The organism is Maribacter litoralis (assembly GCF_902506355.1).
Taxonomy (GTDB): domain Bacteria; phylum Bacteroidota; class Bacteroidia; order Flavobacteriales; family Flavobacteriaceae; genus Maribacter; species Maribacter litoralis.
On sequence record NZ_LR733271.1, the window covers coordinates 2,347,378 to 2,364,024 of the forward strand.

A 16,647-nucleotide genomic window follows, 5' to 3' on the forward strand; every position below is an offset into this window, starting at 1 on the left:
AAAGATAGGATTTTGTTAAAAAATAAAGTGGCTAAACAGCTATATAAACATTGCCTTCAAATGAATTTAATCAATTGTTGTTTTCATCTTGAGGTAAGATGTCTATTTGCGGTTTTTTTAAAGTCTGTTTATTAGCTATACTTTTTTCTAGTGATAATAGCAACGACGGCAATAAAATTAAATTAGCCAACATTGCTAACAATAAGGTGGCCGATACCAATGATCCCAGTGCTACAGTACCCCCAAAATTAGAAATAACGAAAACTGAAAAGCCAAAGAACAAAACAATTGAAGTATAGAACATACTTACCCCGGTTTCTCTAAGGGCGTTGTAGACCGATTTTTCAATTCGCCATTTGTTGGCTGTGAGCTCTTGCCTGTACTTGGCAAGAAAGTGTATGGTGTCATCAACCGAAATACCAAACGCAATACTGAATACTAATATCGTTGATGGTTTAATAGGTACGCCTACAAAGCCCATAATGCCCGCAGTTATTACCAATGGCAATAAGTTGGGTATTAAAGATATTACGATCATTCTAAATGAACGGAAGAGATATGCCATAAAAAGCGCAATAAGTGCTATGGCAAGGGCAAGTGACATTATAAGGTTTTTGACCAAATACTTGGTCCCTTTTAAAAATAGAAGTGCACTACCGGTCATATACACATTGTAGCGTTCGGTAGGGAAAATTTTAGTGATGTTCTCTAGCAAACGCTGTTCAATGTCTTCCATTCGGCTCGTATTCACATCACGCATGAAAGTGGTTATCCTTGCGGTCTGCCCAGTGCTGTCAACAAAAGATTCCAACAGATTGTCGTTATCGGATGATTTACGGGCAACATCCATTATAAAAGTGTTTTCTTGACTTGTGGGAAGTTGATAGTATTTAGGAATACCATTGTAAAAGGCCTGTTTGGAATACTTTACCAAATTTACCACGGAAACCGGAGTAGATAACTCTGGAATTTCTTCTATGACCTCCCCAAGTTGATTCATACGTTTAAGTGTGGCCGGTTTTAACACTCCTTTCGGTGTTTTGGTGTCGACAACTATTTCAACGGGCATGATACCTTTGAATTCTTTTTCAAAGAAGCGAATGTCATGAAAGAATTCAGCATTCTTGGGCATGTCTTCTATAGGGCTACCAGAAATTCTAATTTGATAGATGCCTATGATACTTAAAACCAATAAGGATATCGAAACTATGTAAACCGTAATTCTTCGATGTCTTACAATACCTTCCATCCAATTAACAAAGGCATCGATCCACTTTTTGTTTAAGTGTTTTAAATGCTTTGTTTTTGGTAAAGCCATAAAACTATACACAATAGGAATGATTAATAGCGATAGGATAAAGATACCGATGATATTTATGGAGGCAACAATACCAAATTCCTTAAGTAGCGTACTATCTGTAATGATAAAAGTAGCAAAACCAGAAGCTGTAGTAATATTGGTCATTAAGGTTGCATTTCCTATTTTGGAAATAACACGTTGTAATGAAAGTGCCTGGTTACCATGCTTTTTAACCTCTTGCTGATATTTATTGATCAAGAAAATACAGTTGGGTATACCTATTACAATAATTAATGGCGGTATTAAGGCTGTCAGTACTGTAATTTCATACTGCAATAGTCCAAGAAAACCGAAGGCCCACATCACACCGATAATTACTACACACATTGAAATGAAAGTGGCTCGTACACTTCTAAAGAAAAAGAAGAATATTAAAGAGGTAACGCCCAATGCGGCCAAAATAAATTTACCTATTTCATCAATAATATTCTGAGAGTTCATGGTTCTCACATATGGCATGCCAGATATATGAACGTCTAAACCGGTCTCTTTTTCAAAATTGCGCACCAGGGTATTGATGTCCTGTAGTATAAAATCTTTTCTAACGGTTGTATTGACGATGTCTTTGTCTAAGTTAACAATAGTACGTATTGTTTTACTTTCCTTATTAAAAAGTAAATTCTCGTAGAAAGGCAGGTCATTGAAAAGATGATCGGTAATGCTATCTATTTCTTTCTGAGTCTTTAATTCTCCAGTAATTAAAGGTAGCATTTCAAACTCTTGCTTGTCGTTGTTTTTTACCAACTCCTTTAGATTGTCGGTAGAAATTACAAACTCCACTTCAGGAAAAGCTGCCAATTGTTTACTTAGCTTGTTCCATCGGTTAAAATTAGCAGGTTCAAATAGGGTACTGTCACGAATTGCAAAAACAACTGCATTGCCTTCTTCACCAAATTTGCTCAAAAAATTCTGATACTGTATGTTTACCGGGTGGTCATCTGGTAAAAGATTGGTTTGTGAGCTTGAAAAGCGCATATATTGCCATTGCCAGCCCATGAAAATGGTGAAACCGGTAATCAATAGTAAAATGAGGATTCTGTTGCGTAGAATTATGTTTGCCGTTTTAGGCCAAAATCCTTTCGTAAGTTTCGCTACCATAACTGTATTTGCAGGTGGCAAAGGTAACTATAAGCTACAATTGTTCCTAAATTGAAAAGTTTAAATTTTATACAAATAAAAAAAGCTACCATATTAGGGTAGCTTTATATTCTTTTTATAGTTTATGAGACTAAACTTTCATAATCTCAGCTTCTTTCTTGTCTAAGAAAGCGTCAATTTTCTTAGTATAAACATCAGTAAGATCTTGTACATCTGCCGTGGCATTTTTTTGAAGGTCTTCAGAAATATCCAAATCTTTTATTTCTTTATTCGCATCTTGTCTTGCACTTCTAACGCCCACTTTTGCATGTTCAGCTTCTGCCTTTGCTTGTTTGGTCAACTGAATTCTACGTTCTTCGGTCAAAGGAGGAACGTTGATGATAATCATATCGCCATTGTTCATAGGGTTAAAGCCTAAATTGGCGTTCATAATGGCTTTTTCTATTTCTTGAAGCATACCTTTTTCCCATGGTTGAACAGAGATAGTTCTACCATCTGGAGTATTGATATTGGCTACTTGAGATAGTGGAGTTTGTGAGCCATAGTATTCTACCATTACCGATGATAGCATGGTAGGGCTAGCTTTACCGGCTCTAATTTTTAAAAATTCACGTTCTAAATGCGCTATTGCAGCTTCCATGCCTTCTTTGGTAGCGTCTAAAACAAATTGTATTTCCTCGTTCATATAATAAGTGTATTACTATCGCAATAACATTAATTGTACCAAAAATTATAAATTGACAGTCGTTCCTATGGTTTGTCCGTCAACAATTTTCAATAAGTTTCCTTTTTTGTTCATATCAAAAACTACAATCGGTAGTTCGTTCTCTTGACTTAAAGTAAAGGCAGTTGTGTCCATTACCTTTAAGCCTTTTGTAAGTACATCTTGAAAAGAGATGTTGTCAAATTTTGTAGCATTTTTATCCTTTTCGGGATCGGCAGTATATATACCATCTACCCTAGTACCTTTTAAAATGACATCTGCTTCAATTTCGATAGCTCTAAGAACGGCTGCGGAATCAGTGGTGAAATATGGGTTTCCCGTACCGCCACCAAAAATAACAACTCTTCCTTTTTCTAAATGCCTCATGGCACGTCTTCTAATAAAAGGCTCGGCTACTTCATTGATTTTAATTGCGGTTTGCAATCGGGTCTGTACGCCACTCATTTCTAGGGCGCTTTGTAAAGCTAACCCGTTTATAACGGTTGCTAACATACCCATGTGGTCACCTTGCACACGATCCATCCCGGTAGCTGCACCAGTAAGTCCTCTAAAAATGTTGCCGCCTCCAATAACTATTGCGACTTCAATTCCCTTTTCAACTACTTCTTTTATCTCTTCCGCATATTCATTTAAGCGATTAGAGTCTATGCCATATTGCTTTTCACCCATTAGGGCTTCACCGCTTAATTTTAGAAGAATTCTTTTGTAGTGCATTCTGGTTTTAATTTGCCATCAAAAATAATGAAAATTTTTGATGGTCGTGGTCAATATTTTATTCCGCTAAAAGATATGTGGTTAGATCCAGTGGATACTTATTTTCTATCTTTGAAATCATTATTTTAAAAATTAGTAATTCGATATTTATGAGAAAATATTTTTTAATTATTTCATGCTCACTTTTGCTATATGCATGTGGAGCTGGTAAGCAGTTGGTGTCTATAGAAAAAAGTGCAGTTATAACTTCAATAGATTTGGTGAACGTAGTAGATGATAAGGTGCAGGTGAGTATGGATCCAGGTGCTTTTTCAACAGAGACGGTTATTTTTAGAATACCAAAAACGGTTCCTGGTACCTATAGTACGGATAATTACGGAAAGTATGTACAAGATTTTGAAGCCTTAGATTATAAAGGCAATGCTTTGAGTTTTACGAAACTAGATGAAAACTCATGGAGTGTCTCTAATGGAACTCAATTAGATAAAGTAAGGTATTGGGTCAATGATACCTATGATACCGAAAATGAAGTTGAAGATGCTGTGTTTTCACCTGCGGGAACAAATATTGAGAAAGACAGTAATTTTATGTTGAACCTACATGGTTTTGTAGGTTATTTTGATGGTTTTAAGGAAGTGCCGTATGCGATTCAGATTAAAAAACCTGCTGATTTAATTGCTACGACAACGCTTTCCGATCAAATTGACCGAAAGCCTGATCCACTTTGGGATGCGTTTTTTGCAAATAGGTATTTTGAGGTTATTGACAACCCTATCATGTATGCTAAGCCTAATACCGAAAGTTTTGAGATAAACGGTATAACGGTGACGTTAAGTTTGTTTTCTCCGAATGACGTGTATAAAGCGTCGGACTTAAAAAGTAGGATGTTGAAGATGATGGAGGCTCAAAAGAAGTTTCTAGGAGAGGTTGATAGTACTAAAGAGTACAATATTTTATTATATCTATCGAATGTTAATAAACCCGATGCTCATGGTTTTGGTGCTTTAGAGCATCATACTTCTACGGTAGTTGTTTTACCTGAAGCTATGGATATTGGTCGTTTGGAGCAGGCAATGGTAGATGTGGTTTCTCATGAGTTCTTTCATATTGTAACACCTTTGTCCGTTCACTCGGAAGAAATTCAATATTTTGATTTTAATGATCCTCAAATGTCTCAGCATTTATGGATGTACGAAGGTACTACAGAGTATTTTGCCAATTTGTTTCAAATTCAGCAAGAACTTATTACTGAAGACGAATTTTATGAGCGTATGCTGACCAAAATTGGAAATGCCTCTTTTTACGATGATAACATGTCGTTTACCGTTATGAGTGAAAATATTCTTGAACAACCTTATGAGCCTAATTATGCTAATGTGTATGAAAAAGGGGCATTAATTAATATGTGTTTAGACATTATTTTACGAGAAGAGAGCAATGGTCAAAAAGGCATGCTTTGGTTAATGAAAGAATTATCTAAAAAATATGGCTCAGATGTTCCTTTTGAAGATGAAGTTTTATTTGATGAAATCGTTGCAATGACCTATCCAGAAGTGGATACTTTCTTTAAGAAGCACGTAATAGGAACCACACCTATAGATTATGATCTGTATTTTGAAAAAGTAGGTTTGGCTACAAAAGATGTTCAAGAACCAACCGGGTATTTTTTTGATGGTCAAGTGCCCTACATGGATGTTGATGTGCAAAACGATAGTGTGGTATTTATACGTGAGAATATTGAGCTCAATTCTTTCTTTAACGACTTAAAGCTTCAGGGAGGAGATATTTTTAGAGTAATCAATGGTAAAGAGATAAACCTTGAAACGTTACGTCCAATTATAGGTGAAAGTTTTAGCTGGACTCCAGAAACCGTTGTAAGTGTGACAGTGGAAAGAGATGGTGAAATGATATCGGTAGAAGGACCGGTGGGAAAGCCCGTAAAAAAAGTAAAAAAGATAGTTCCTTTAGAAAATGTAGATCAGAAAACTTTAAACTTACGTAACGCCTGGTTGAAAGACTAGAGTAGAATAAATTTTCAAATAAAAAAACCGCCTACTTTGCAGTAAGGCGGTTTTTTATTGAGTTAGTTGTATTGTAATTAACCTAATGCAACTCTTTTAAAGCCTGTTACTTCTAAGCTAGAATCAACAGATTTTACATATTGAGCAACACTTTGTTTGCTGTCTTTAATGAAATCTTGGTTAACCAAGGTGTTGTCCTTAAAGAAACGCTTAATTTTCCCTTGAGAAATTTTATCTAGCATTGCTTCTGGTTTACCTTCTTGACGTAATTGATCTTTAGCGATTTCAATTTCCTTGTCGATGATAGATTGGTCTACACCATCTTCGTTTAATGCAACAGGGTTCATTGCAGCAGCTTGCATAGAAACATCTTTAGCAACCTCTTCGGCACCTGCAACCGATGCAGAAAGACCTGTTAAAACAGCTATTTTGTTTCCTGCGTGAATGTAAGAACCTACGAAAGGAGCGCTTAATGTTTCAAATCCGCCTATTTCAATTTTCTCGCCGATAACACCAGTTTGTTCGGTAAGTTTTTCTTGAACGGTCATGCCTTTGTAATCAGCAGCTAAGAAAGCTTCTTTAGAATCAAAGTTGATTGCTAAGTCTGCCAATTCTGTAGCCAATGTTATGAAAGTTTCGTTTTTAGCAACGAAGTCGGTCTCACAGTTAAGGGAAATAATAACACCGTTAGTGTTGTCATCATTTACCTTAGCGATTGCTGCACCTTCAGAAGAATCTCTGTCGGCTCTTTTTGCTGCAACTTTTTGACCTTTTTTACGAAGAATTTCGATTGCGCTTTCAAAATCACCTTCAGCTTCCACTAAGGCCTTTTTGCAATCCATCATTCCTGCACCAGTAGTCTTTCTTAATCTATTAACTTCTGCAGCTGTAATCTTTGCCATTTTTTTTACTTTTTGTATACCCGTTTTAAGGGGTCGTTAGATTTATTTTTATAACAAATGTAGTAACTTATTCTACACCACCTTTAACGTTGTCTTGCCATTCTTTAAGCTCGTCCCACTTGCCTTCTGCAGCCATTTTAGCTTGCTTTGGCCATGAAGTTGGATCTAAATGAGCCATTCTTGAACTAGCTTCAGTCAAAATCTCTTTGATTTTTTCAGCATCACCTTCAGAAAGATCGGCGTAAGTAGCAATACCGGCAGCAACTAATGCTTCTGCAGCTTTTGGTCCAATACCTTCAACTTTGGTTAAATCGTCAGCCTCAACTTTTGCATCTGCAGCAACAGCTTCTTTGGTAGCTTCAACATTTACTTCAACGTTAGGTACTTTATCAACAACTGGTGCTGGTTTTGTGTCAACTTTTGCTGGAGTAGGTGTTGGCTTTTCAGCAGTAACCTTTTTCTTTGGAGCTTTATCCTTCTTATCTGACTTACCTTCAGAATCACCTTTTTCTGCCTTACGTTCTGCAAGACCTTCGGCAACTGCGTTGGTAACTTCTGTCATAATGATGTCAATTGACTTAGAAGCATCATCGTTAGAAGGTATAAGGTAATCTACATCTCTAGGGTCACAGTTGGTATCAACCATTGCGAAAATAGGAATGTTCAATTTTTGAGCTTCTTTTACTGCAATGTGCTCTCTCATAGTATCAACGATGAATAAAGCACCTGGTAACCGTGTCATTTCAGAAATAGAACCTAAGTTCTTTTCTAATTTTGCACGTAAACGGTCTACTTGTAATCTTTCTTTTTTAGAAAGCGTAAGGAAAGTACCGTCTTTCTTCATACGATCGATAGAAGCCATTTTCTTAACAGCTTTACGAATAGTAACGAAGTTTGTTAACATACCGCCTGGCCATCTTTCTGTGATGTAAGGCATGTTTACGTTTGCTGCTTTTTCTGCAACGATATCTTTTGCTTGTTTTTTGGTAGCTACAAAAAGTATTTTTCTACCTGATGCTGCAATTTTTTTAAGAGCCTCATTGGTCTCATCTAATTTTGCAACTGTTTTGTAAAGGTTGATTACGTGAATCCCATTACGCTCCATGTAGATGTAAGGAGCCATGTTCGGATTCCATTTTCTTGTTAGGTGACCAAAGTGTACACCTGCTTCTAATAATTGTTTTACTTCGACTCTCGCCATTTTAAATTTAGTTTACGTTCTTTTGAATTAGCAATGATAAAGTGGTATCTCGATATAATATCAAGAAGCCTTCACCATTTAGATGCTAAACTAATCTTACCTTCAATTTTTAGGGATTAAAGGATTTTTAATTGTCCTTTCGGACTTTCAATGAACTTGTTAATAATCTGGATTATCCAGTGTGATAAAATATAAAAATAGGCACCCAAAAAGGGTGCCCTGTACTCTTGCAATTTCGAATTAACGTTTCGAGAATTGGAATTTTTTACGTGCTTTCTTCTGACCGAATTTCTTACGTTCAACCATTCTTGGATCTCTAGTTAATAGACCTTCTGGTTTTAAGATTGTTCTGTTCTCGGCATCAATCTCGCACATTGCTCTAGATAAAGCAAGACGAATAGCTTCTGCTTGACCAGTAATACCACCACCGTAAACATTTACTTTAACGTCGTAAGTATCTAAACTTTCAGTTAAACTAAAAGGTTGTTTTACTTTGTATTGAAGTGTTGCAGTTGGGAAGTATACACTTAAATCTTTATTGTTAATGGTAATGTCTCCATTTCCATCAGAAAGATATACTCTCGCTACAGCGGTCTTTCTACGACCAATTTTATGAATTACTTCCATCTTATTTAATATCTTTTAAATTAACAACAGTAGGCTTTTGAGCTTCTTGACCATGCTCTGAACCTGCGTAAACTTTTAGGTTTCTAAAAAGCTCTGCACCTAATCTGTTTTTAGGTAACATACCTTTTATTGCTTTTTCAAGAATGCCTTCTGGATTTTTATCCAATAATTGTTGTACGCTAGTAGTACGTTGTCCACCTGGGTAGCCAGTGTATCTCATATATGATTTATCAGACCACTTGTTTCCTGTAAGAACAATTTTCTCTGCGTTGATAATAACAACATTATCACCACAATCAACATGAGGGGTGAAACTAGGCTTATGCTTTCCTCTTAACAAATAGGCGACTTTTGAAGCCATGCGTCCTAATGTTTCTCCTTCGGCATCTACCAATAACCACTCTTTGTTTACAGTTGTTCTGTTGGCCGAAACGGTCTTATAACTTAATGTATCCACTACTGCTATTTTTAACTATTATTTTAATCAATCCCGTGAAAGGGGCTGCAAATCTACAATTATTAACTTGAATTGCAAATACTTGTTTCTTATTTTTTTACATTTTTTAATTAAATGCAATATCTAACTACTTTACTTTTATCGAGATACTGTTAAACTAATTGATTTTATTGCTATTTCTGTAACAATCGGTAATCTTCTGTGTCTCTTCAATATCATAATCAATCAATCAAAGAACGCACAGTAATGATAAAATGTTTATTGCACAGTATCGTATTTCTATTATTTACATCTACAATTCTTGCTCAAATAGATTCGGTAAAGGTACAAAGGGAATATGTTACCAAACAACTTCGGGCTGGTGAAGAAATTACAATTGACGGAGAATTGTCTGATCTCGCTTGGGATAATATCTCTTGGGATACCGACTTTACCGTTTTTGATCCTAATAATGGAGAAACGCCTAGTCAATCTACAAAATTTAAAATTTTATACGACCAAAAGTTTCTTTATGTAGGTATTCGTTGTTACGACAGTATACCTGCTAAAATAGAAAAGAGACTTGCCAGGCGCGATAATTTCTCTGGAGATTGGATAGAAATAAATATAGATAGTTACAATGATAAAAGAACCGGGTTTTCTTTCAATGTTTCTGCTGCGGGAGTAAAGGGAGATGAGTTCATTTCTCAAAATGGTGATTTTTGGGATGCCAGTTGGAATCCTATATGGTATACTGCCGCCCAAATCGATGATAAAGGATGGACAGCAGAAATGAAAATACCTTTCAGTCAATTAAAATTTGGAGAGCAAGAAGAACAAATTTGGGGTTTACAATTGAACAGAAGATTTTTTAGGGCAGAAGAACGCTCGTTGTGGCAACCAGTTTCACTTGATGCTCCAGGTTGGGTGAGCGAATTCGGGGTGCTTAGGGGTCTCATGAATATTCAACCTCAAAAGCAACTTGAGATTCAGCCTTTTTTAGTGAATCAATACGATGCCTACCCTTCGCAAGCGGGCAATCCTTTTCGCGATGGAAACGATTATATTCTAAATGCCGGACTAGATGCTAAAATTGGTTTAACAAATGATTTAACTCTAGATTTAACGGTGAATCCTGATTTTGGACAGGTAGATGCCGATCCAGGTGCCATTGCTTTAGACGGATTTCAAATTTTCTTTGAGGAGCGTAGGCCTTTCTTTATTGAAAATAAAAATATTTTCGATTATGAGTTTGCCGATGGTAATGATAATATATTTTATAGTAGAAGAATTGGTAGAAGTCCGCAAGGCTTTGCGACCACCACACCAGAAGAGTTTATAGATGAGCCTACAAATTCAACGATTTTGGGAGCCGCAAAATTTTCGGGTAAAACAAAAAATGGATGGTCTTTAGGGCTGTTAGAAAGTGTTACCGGTAAAATGTATGCAGATATCGAAGATGTCGCAGGTAACAAGCGTTCAGAACTTGTGGAGCCCTTAACGAATTATATAGTGGGCAGGGTGCAAAAAGATTTTAATGAGCGCAATTCTTTTATTGGTGGCATTTTTACGGCAACGAATAGAAATATAACTGATAATCTAGATTTCTTAAGAAGTGATGCATACACGGGCGGTTTTGATTTTAAGCACAATTGGAAGAACAGAGATTATTATGTGGAAGGTAATATCGTTGGTAGCCATGTTAAGGGTAGTGCAGATGCCATTGCCAGAACCCAAAGAAGTATAACCCATCTTTTTCAAAGGGTAGATGCAGGTCATGTTTCGGTAGATGAGAGTAGAACATCGTTAACGGGTACCGGGGGTAAAATTGAACTAGGTAAAGCAGGTGGTGGAAATTGGAGGTATGATGGCGGACTTATATGGCGGTCTCCAGAATTAGAACTTAATGATATTGGTTTTTTGCGTCAGGCTGATGAAATAAAGCAAACCGCTTCAATTAGCAGATTGTTTTTAAAACCTACTAACTTTTACCGCAGAGCCAATATGGAACTAAATCAGTATACTACCTACGATTTCGAGGGTAATTATAATAGAATACAATATCAGTTTGAAGGCTTTATAAATTATAAGAACAACTGGTGGACAGAAGTTGGAGCTGCCCACAAACCCCGAATTTTTTCGAATACCGTATTGCGAGGCGGACCAAGATGGCGCTGGTCTGAAGAAAATTTTTGGTATCTATTCTTTGGTTCTGACAGTAGAAAGAAACTTAGTTTTACATTAGGTTATGTAAATAGCCAGGCAGCGGAAAAAAACTTTTCATTGGCGCGATATGTCTTTAGACTGTATTACCAACCATTTGATGCTTTTAATTTGTCTATTTCTTCTGAGTATGAAGAGAATCCGAATAAAACGCAATATGTTACGGAAACCAATTTTAATGGAAATGCCAGATATATTACGGGTAATATTGATCAAAAAACATTTAGTACTTCCATCCGCTTTAATTATAGTATAAACCCCAATTTATCCATTCAATATTATGGGGAGCCTTTTATTTCTAGAGGTAAATACACCGATTTTAATTATGTGAACAATCCAATAGCCGAAGAATTAAGTGAGCGGGTAAGGCTATTTTCAGAGAATCAGATTTCAAAATCGACTGATACGGATAATTATTTGATAGACGAGGATTTAAATGGTGTTATAGATTATCAAATTGAGGATCCTAATTTTTCATATGTTCAATTTAGGTCTAATCTTGTGTTAAGATGGGAGTATATACCTGGTTCGGAAATATTTTTGGTGTGGTCTCAAGGTGTGGTTGGTGCCGGTGACCCCAGTGATACATTGGGTAGAAATTTAGACAGACAAATATTGGGACAGAAAAAAGACAATACTTTTTTGCTAAAGGCAACATACAGGTTTATTCTGTAAATATTTGGTTCTTAGAATTAAGCATTTGGTATATTTTGAAATAATAAAGCGTTTTTTTCGTTTTTAGGGGTGTACAACCAAAAAAACTAAAAAGATGTATAAGCATATTTTACTAATTGCGGGGGTGGTATTGACACTTATGTCCTGTAGTTCCGATAAAGATGAAACACAAACAGAGTTAGAAGATACCAGCACTGCTATTATTGGCACCTGGGTTGCTACAGAGCTTGAAATTGATAATGAAACTGCAAGTGATGACGTTAAATTTGGAAAACAGATATTAGATTTTCTAACAGCTAAGGACTGTTACATTATTACATTGCAATTTAATGAAGATTTAACTGCTAGTGCTTCTAACTCTGCAAATTATGTAGAGGTAAACGCTACTAGTTCTGGGTTAGATATTCCTTGTCCTACGGAGTCTGATATCAATGAAAGTACTTATACTTTTGATGGTGAAACCGTAACGACTATAGATGAAAACGGAGAGGAATTAACGATAGGTGTTTCTATTGACGGTAACATGATGACTGTTGATGCAAGTGACTTGGATATTCCTAATTTTTCAGAAGACGGACAATTAATTTTTGTAAAACGCTAAGTTTTAAAAAGTATATAGAATTTAAAAACCCTTGTCTCATGGCAGGGGTTTTTTATTGTTTGTAAAACTTTGTTTTTATATTCTGATGTTCAGATTGTATGGTAATCATATACAGACCTTTTTCAAGATTGAAAACAGGAATGTTCAAAGCGTTTCTTTTAATCTCCCATTTGTGGAGAATGACTTGGTTTCCGTAACTATCTCTAACTGTAATAACGGCATTCTTATCATTTTTTAGACCGAGCACGTTTATAACGTTGGTTGCCGGGTTTGGAAAGACTTTAACCTCTTGCGCAGCCAATGAAGCACCGCTAAAGACCGTAAAAGCTAAAATGATTATAAGTCTTTTCATGAAAAATAGCGTACCTCATTGTAGTGGTACGCTATATGCTAACGTTACAAAAATACATTTTCGTCTCCCTTTAAAGAAACTTTAACTTTCTAGAAAGTGAAATAGGTTTCGCTAGTAGATGTATTGTTGTTACTGTCTTTAGAAACTACTTGAACAATATATTGCTTTCCAGCTGTAAAATTGTAATTGGTATTTACATTGGTTGTATTTTCAAGAATCAATACTAAGTTCCCAGATGTGCCAATGTAAACATCGTAAGTTGATAGGTCGTCATCCAAGTCTTCACCTACCCAAGATACGTTTACTGTGCCGTCACCATTATCTGAAACATTAATTTCTGCTGGGAAAGGAGCAAAATTTTCAGTGCTTGTACCTTCCGAATAAAAGTTCCATGAGTCGCTTGCCAAAGATTTATCTTCAAGAATAGCAGTTACCGACCATGAAAATTGGGTGCCTTTAGGTAAACCTACAGCAAGTGATGTTGTTGTTATAGTTCTTGTGTCTGTAGAATTGGTTTCTTGATTGGTAATTTCTAATTCATAAGAGGTGGCATTTGTAGATGCAGACCATTGAAATTCTATACTTACCCCGTCAGAACCATTTTCTTCTCCTTCTGTACATATTAAGTTGTTTTCAGGAAATATAAGATTAAATGCACCCAGTTCTTTTTCTGTTTCCTCAGGCGGATTGTTGTTGCTGTCATCGCTTCCACCGCATGACACAACTAGTAATCCTACTAAAATTAATTTTATAGCTAATTTCATTTTTTTACAAATTTTAAATTGATTTCTTTATCTCCATCTACAATTGTTAACATATAGACGCCAGGAGAAAGATTAGAAATATTCATTTCTAATGTGCCGTAGTTTATTTGATAGTTATCTTGTAATGATGTAACTCCGCTTAAGTTTGATACAATTATTTGAGCATCGGTCATCATGTCCAGACCTTCAACCCGTAAAATGTCTTCAACGGGATTCGGAGATAAAATAGCATTACTAAGTACAATACTATCTTTAAAAACACCTTGGCAAATTTTATCAGTTTCTATTGAAATAATATTGGAGCCTTTATCTAGCGGAAATGATAATTGCTGATTTTTAATATTATCAACTTCAAAGGAATATACTTTCTCATTTACTAAAACTTGGTAATTCTTACTGCCTGAAACAACAACACTTGCTTTTTTAGCGGTATAGTCTATTACTGTTTTACCAGAAATAAATTCTTCGGGAGTTTCAATATTCAAGCTAAACATAACATTGGGCGCGCCAACTAATCGACCGATCTCTGAATTAGCAACAATGTTATAAGAACCTGGTTCTAGATCAGTAATTGTAAGTGTACTTCCGTTTTGTTGCGTATAATTAGCAGAGAAATTATTCGGACCTGTAATAATTAATATATGTGTTTGATTAACTTTAAACTCAACAGTAAGCTTCCCATTTGCGGTATTAGGGCAAGAAGTGCTCGTAGCTTTTGCAGTAAAATCATCTTGTTTTGGTACTAAAATATCTTGATAGCTACAACCAGTAGCACCAGTTACTGCTCCAACAGGTGTGTTTTCGCAAACATCATTAGCATTGGGAACACCATCTTGATCATCATCGTTATCTGATAATTGACTTTCTGAGCAACCAAATCTATTTACAATCTCACCATAAGGGGTGTCTGGGCAAATATCATCTTCATTTAAAACACCATCTTTGTCATCATCAACACTGGTGACCAATAATCTTCTAAAGTGTTTAACTAAAGTGAGGTCGGTTACTATGGTGTTGTTGATTACGCAATCATATTTGCCTGCATCTTCTAGAGTAACACTATCAATAGTAAAAGTAGAACTAGTCTCATTCTCAATCTCAACTTCATCTTTTCTCCATTGATATGTATTGTTAACATGGGTGGTTTCAGTTACACTTAAAGAAAATTGTTCTCCTTCCGATAATGATGTTGGCGAACCATATAAAACACCTAAGTTCGTTTGTGGATGATAGTAAATATTCGATTGATTACTGATGACATCAGTCAAATCTTCAAAGAGTAAAGAATTGTTTTGAATAGAAAATGAACTAATATCATCTTGAATAAATATTGGTACTTTGCCGCTAAAATTGTTATTACTTAAATTTAATTGTAAAAGATTGGTAAGTTGACCTAAGGATGTAGGTATTGCACCTGTTAAATCATTGGCTCCAAGTTGTAAATTGTTTAAATTGGTGAGCTGTCCTAGTGATTCGGGGATTTCACCTGTTAAATTATTTCCCGAAAGTTCTAAATATTTTAAATTGATGAGTTGACCTAGAGATTCAGGTATTTCGCCGGATAAATTATTATACGCTAAATCAAGAGTTTCGATATTATTTAACTGTGATAGCTCATTAGGTATGTTCCCTTCAAGATTATTGCTGTCAAGACTAAGTCTATAAAGATTTGTAAATTGACCTAATTCTGCTGGTATGGTTCCAGTTAATTCATTATTATCCAAAATTAATAGTTCAAGTGAACTAATCTGACTTAAACTACTTGGAATATTACCTTCTAGGATATTGTATGATAGCACTAAACTTTTTAATGAATTACTTTGACCTAATTGTGAAGGAATATTGCCGGTAAAATTATTGGAACCTAATCCTAATATTTCAAGTTTTGCAAGATTTCCAATTTCGGGTGGTATATTACCTGTAAGATTATTGTTGTATAATAATAGGGATTTTAATGATATCAGCTGACCTATATCAGGTGGTAAAGTGCCTTCAAGTTCTGTATTGGAAATATTTACTTCTTCTAATTTAGTTAAATTCCAAAATTCTGTTGAAATTCCAGAAATTTTATTTGGTAGTTGTCCGTAAATCAGACTTCTATCTAATTCTATCTTTACTAGTTCAGTAAGAAGTTGTATTTCAGGTGGAATTGTGCCATTTAGATTATTTGATTTTAGGCTTAACTCGGTTACCCTTCCTTGTGAATTTGTTGTAATCCCATGCCACGTGGTAATTTCAGCATTAAGGTCCCATTGTCTTTGCCAATTTGGTCCATCCGTGGCATAATATAAGGCAATTAATGCTTCCTTGTCTGGAATAACTGCTGTTTCAGGACCTAAAACCTGGAAATTATCTACTTTGATTGAGCTGGCAGGGTCTGTGTTTGCTCTAAAAGTTAATTCAAAGGCATAATCTTCTTCAGATTCAGTTTCAAAATCGAAAGTGTAAGTGTGCCAATTGCCATCACTTTCTAAAGGAATAAATTCATGAATATATTGAATAGTATAGCTGCCTTCATCTTTTAGAACGTCTAAGTAGGCACTAAGGTTATTACCTGCCTCAGTGTTAACTTTGTAATCAAAAGTAAAGGTGTGACTAGTATTTGGTACCAAAACTATATCGCTTGTATTCCAAGTGCTAAGTTCGGTTTGGTTTACTAAAGTATTGTTCAAATCTAATTCTAGAGAAAAGTTCCCTTCTGTAGCGTCAATGCTTTTGGTAATATTGTTTTCATTGGCGATGCTCCAATTTTCTGGTGCTTCAGGGCTGACATACCAATTTTCAAAGCTGGAATTCTGTAGATAATTTGTCTGTGAAAACCCTAGAATTGAAGACAAAAAGAAAACTGCCAATAGCAGCCTAGTGTAATTTTTAATCATAGTTAATTCTGGTTAGCAAAGCACTAATATAAAAATTAGCGTTTTGTTAACAGAATATTTTCGTTAAAAT

At 35.5% G+C, this 16,647-nt stretch carries 13 protein-coding genes; 3 read left to right on the top strand and 10 right to left on the bottom strand.

Annotation, left to right across the window (positions count from 1 at the left end; translation table 11 throughout):
- Positions 1-70: 70 nt before the first annotated feature.
- The 3 genes from EXIGUO8A_RS09815 to pyrH form a co-directional block, all read right to left on the bottom strand.
- Positions 71-2,458 (bottom strand): efflux RND transporter permease subunit, encoded by a 2,388-nt coding sequence (locus tag EXIGUO8A_RS09815; protein ID WP_159302990.1) that lies wholly within the window; start codon positions 2,456-2,458, stop codon positions 71-73.
- A gap of 130 nt (positions 2,459-2,588) precedes the next feature.
- Positions 2,589-3,143: a ribosome recycling factor gene (gene frr / locus EXIGUO8A_RS09820; RefSeq protein WP_159302991.1), complete on the bottom strand. Its 555-nt coding sequence runs from the start codon at positions 3,141-3,143 to the stop codon at positions 2,589-2,591.
- Positions 3,144-3,188: 45 nt separating this feature from the next.
- Positions 3,189-3,896, bottom strand: a complete 708-nt coding sequence (pyrH, locus tag EXIGUO8A_RS09825; protein WP_116770285.1) for a UMP kinase — start codon at positions 3,894-3,896, stop codon at positions 3,189-3,191.
- A gap of 149 nt (positions 3,897-4,045) precedes the next feature.
- Here pyrH and EXIGUO8A_RS09830 point away from each other — a divergent pair, with 149 nt between their 5' ends.
- Entirely contained in the window at positions 4,046-5,917 is a 1,872-nt protein-coding gene (locus EXIGUO8A_RS09830) for a M61 family metallopeptidase (protein ID WP_159302992.1), read from the top strand.
- Between the two features lie 77 nt (positions 5,918-5,994).
- On the opposite strand, the gene tsf is transcribed toward EXIGUO8A_RS09830, so the two are convergent.
- From tsf to rplM, 4 genes are all read right to left on the bottom strand, one after another.
- The gene (gene tsf / locus EXIGUO8A_RS09835) at positions 5,995-6,819 is read right to left on the bottom strand and encodes a translation elongation factor Ts (RefSeq protein ID WP_159302993.1); all 825 of its coding nucleotides are present in this window, start codon (positions 6,817-6,819) and stop codon (positions 5,995-5,997) included.
- Between the two features lie 67 nt (positions 6,820-6,886).
- Positions 6,887-8,020, bottom strand: a complete 1,134-nt coding sequence (gene rpsB / locus EXIGUO8A_RS09840; RefSeq protein WP_116770288.1) for a 30S ribosomal protein S2 — start codon at positions 8,018-8,020, stop codon at positions 6,887-6,889.
- 240 nt (positions 8,021-8,260) lie between these two features.
- The gene (gene rpsI / locus EXIGUO8A_RS09845) at positions 8,261-8,647 is read right to left on the bottom strand and encodes a 30S ribosomal protein S9 (protein WP_116770289.1); all 387 of its coding nucleotides are present in this window, start codon (positions 8,645-8,647) and stop codon (positions 8,261-8,263) included.
- Between the two features lies 1 nt (position 8,648).
- Positions 8,649-9,104, bottom strand: a complete 456-nt coding sequence (gene rplM / locus EXIGUO8A_RS09850; protein ID WP_159302994.1) for a 50S ribosomal protein L13 — start codon at positions 9,102-9,104, stop codon at positions 8,649-8,651.
- 246 nt (positions 9,105-9,350) lie between these two features.
- Here rplM and EXIGUO8A_RS09855 point away from each other — a divergent pair, with 246 nt between their 5' ends.
- Positions 9,351-11,981: a DUF5916 domain-containing protein gene (locus EXIGUO8A_RS09855; RefSeq protein ID WP_159302995.1), complete on the top strand. Its 2,631-nt coding sequence runs from the start codon at positions 9,351-9,353 to the stop codon at positions 11,979-11,981.
- 94 nt (positions 11,982-12,075) lie between these two features.
- Positions 12,076-12,582: a hypothetical protein gene (locus tag EXIGUO8A_RS09860; RefSeq protein ID WP_159302996.1), complete on the top strand. Its 507-nt coding sequence runs from the start codon at positions 12,076-12,078 to the stop codon at positions 12,580-12,582.
- Between the two features lie 52 nt (positions 12,583-12,634).
- Here the strand turns inward: EXIGUO8A_RS09860 and EXIGUO8A_RS09865 are convergent, their stop codons facing one another.
- From EXIGUO8A_RS09865 to EXIGUO8A_RS09875, 3 genes are all read right to left on the bottom strand, one after another.
- On the bottom strand, positions 12,635-12,934 hold the full coding sequence (locus EXIGUO8A_RS09865; RefSeq protein WP_116770293.1) for a T9SS type A sorting domain-containing protein: 300 nt from the start codon (positions 12,932-12,934) through the stop codon (positions 12,635-12,637).
- An 89-nt stretch (positions 12,935-13,023) separates the two neighbouring features.
- On the bottom strand, positions 13,024-13,698 hold the full coding sequence (locus EXIGUO8A_RS09870) for a hypothetical protein (protein ID WP_159302997.1): 675 nt from the start codon (positions 13,696-13,698) through the stop codon (positions 13,024-13,026).
- Complete coding sequence (locus EXIGUO8A_RS09875; RefSeq protein WP_159302998.1) at positions 13,695-16,577, bottom strand: T9SS type A sorting domain-containing protein; 2,883 nt, start codon at positions 16,575-16,577, stop codon at positions 13,695-13,697. The genes EXIGUO8A_RS09870 and EXIGUO8A_RS09875 overlap by 4 nt, the downstream gene beginning before the upstream one ends.
- Positions 16,578-16,647: the final 70 nt, after the last annotated feature.

What these genes read in the sequence shown, in the direction of transcription:
- EXIGUO8A_RS09815 (WP_159302990.1), bottom strand. Translation starts at nt 2,458, where the DNA reads ATGGTAGCGAAACTTACGAAAGGATTTTGGCCTAAAACGGCAAACATA.
- frr (WP_159302991.1), bottom strand. Translation starts at nt 3,143, where the DNA reads ATGAACGAGGAAATACAATTTGTTTTAGACGCTACCAAAGAAGGCATG.
- pyrH (WP_116770285.1), bottom strand. Translation starts at nt 3,896, where the DNA reads ATGCACTACAAAAGAATTCTTCTAAAATTAAGCGGTGAAGCCCTAATG.
- EXIGUO8A_RS09830 (WP_159302992.1), top strand. Translation starts at nt 4,046, where the DNA reads ATGAGAAAATATTTTTTAATTATTTCATGCTCACTTTTGCTATATGCA.
- tsf (WP_159302993.1), bottom strand. Translation starts at nt 6,819, where the DNA reads ATGGCAAAGATTACAGCTGCAGAAGTTAATAGATTAAGAAAGACTACT.
- rpsB (WP_116770288.1), bottom strand. Translation starts at nt 8,020, where the DNA reads ATGGCGAGAGTCGAAGTAAAACAATTATTAGAAGCAGGTGTACACTTT.
- rpsI (WP_116770289.1), bottom strand. Translation starts at nt 8,647, where the DNA reads ATGGAAGTAATTCATAAAATTGGTCGTAGAAAGACCGCTGTAGCGAGA.
- EXIGUO8A_RS09855 (WP_159302995.1), top strand. Translation starts at nt 9,351, where the DNA reads ATGATAAAATGTTTATTGCACAGTATCGTATTTCTATTATTTACATCT.
- EXIGUO8A_RS09860 (WP_159302996.1), top strand. Translation starts at nt 12,076, where the DNA reads ATGTATAAGCATATTTTACTAATTGCGGGGGTGGTATTGACACTTATG.
- EXIGUO8A_RS09865 (WP_116770293.1), bottom strand. Translation starts at nt 12,934, where the DNA reads ATGAAAAGACTTATAATCATTTTAGCTTTTACGGTCTTTAGCGGTGCT.
- EXIGUO8A_RS09870 (WP_159302997.1), bottom strand. Translation starts at nt 13,698, where the DNA reads ATGAAATTAGCTATAAAATTAATTTTAGTAGGATTACTAGTTGTGTCA.
- EXIGUO8A_RS09875 (WP_159302998.1), bottom strand. Translation starts at nt 16,577, where the DNA reads ATGATTAAAAATTACACTAGGCTGCTATTGGCAGTTTTCTTTTTGTCT.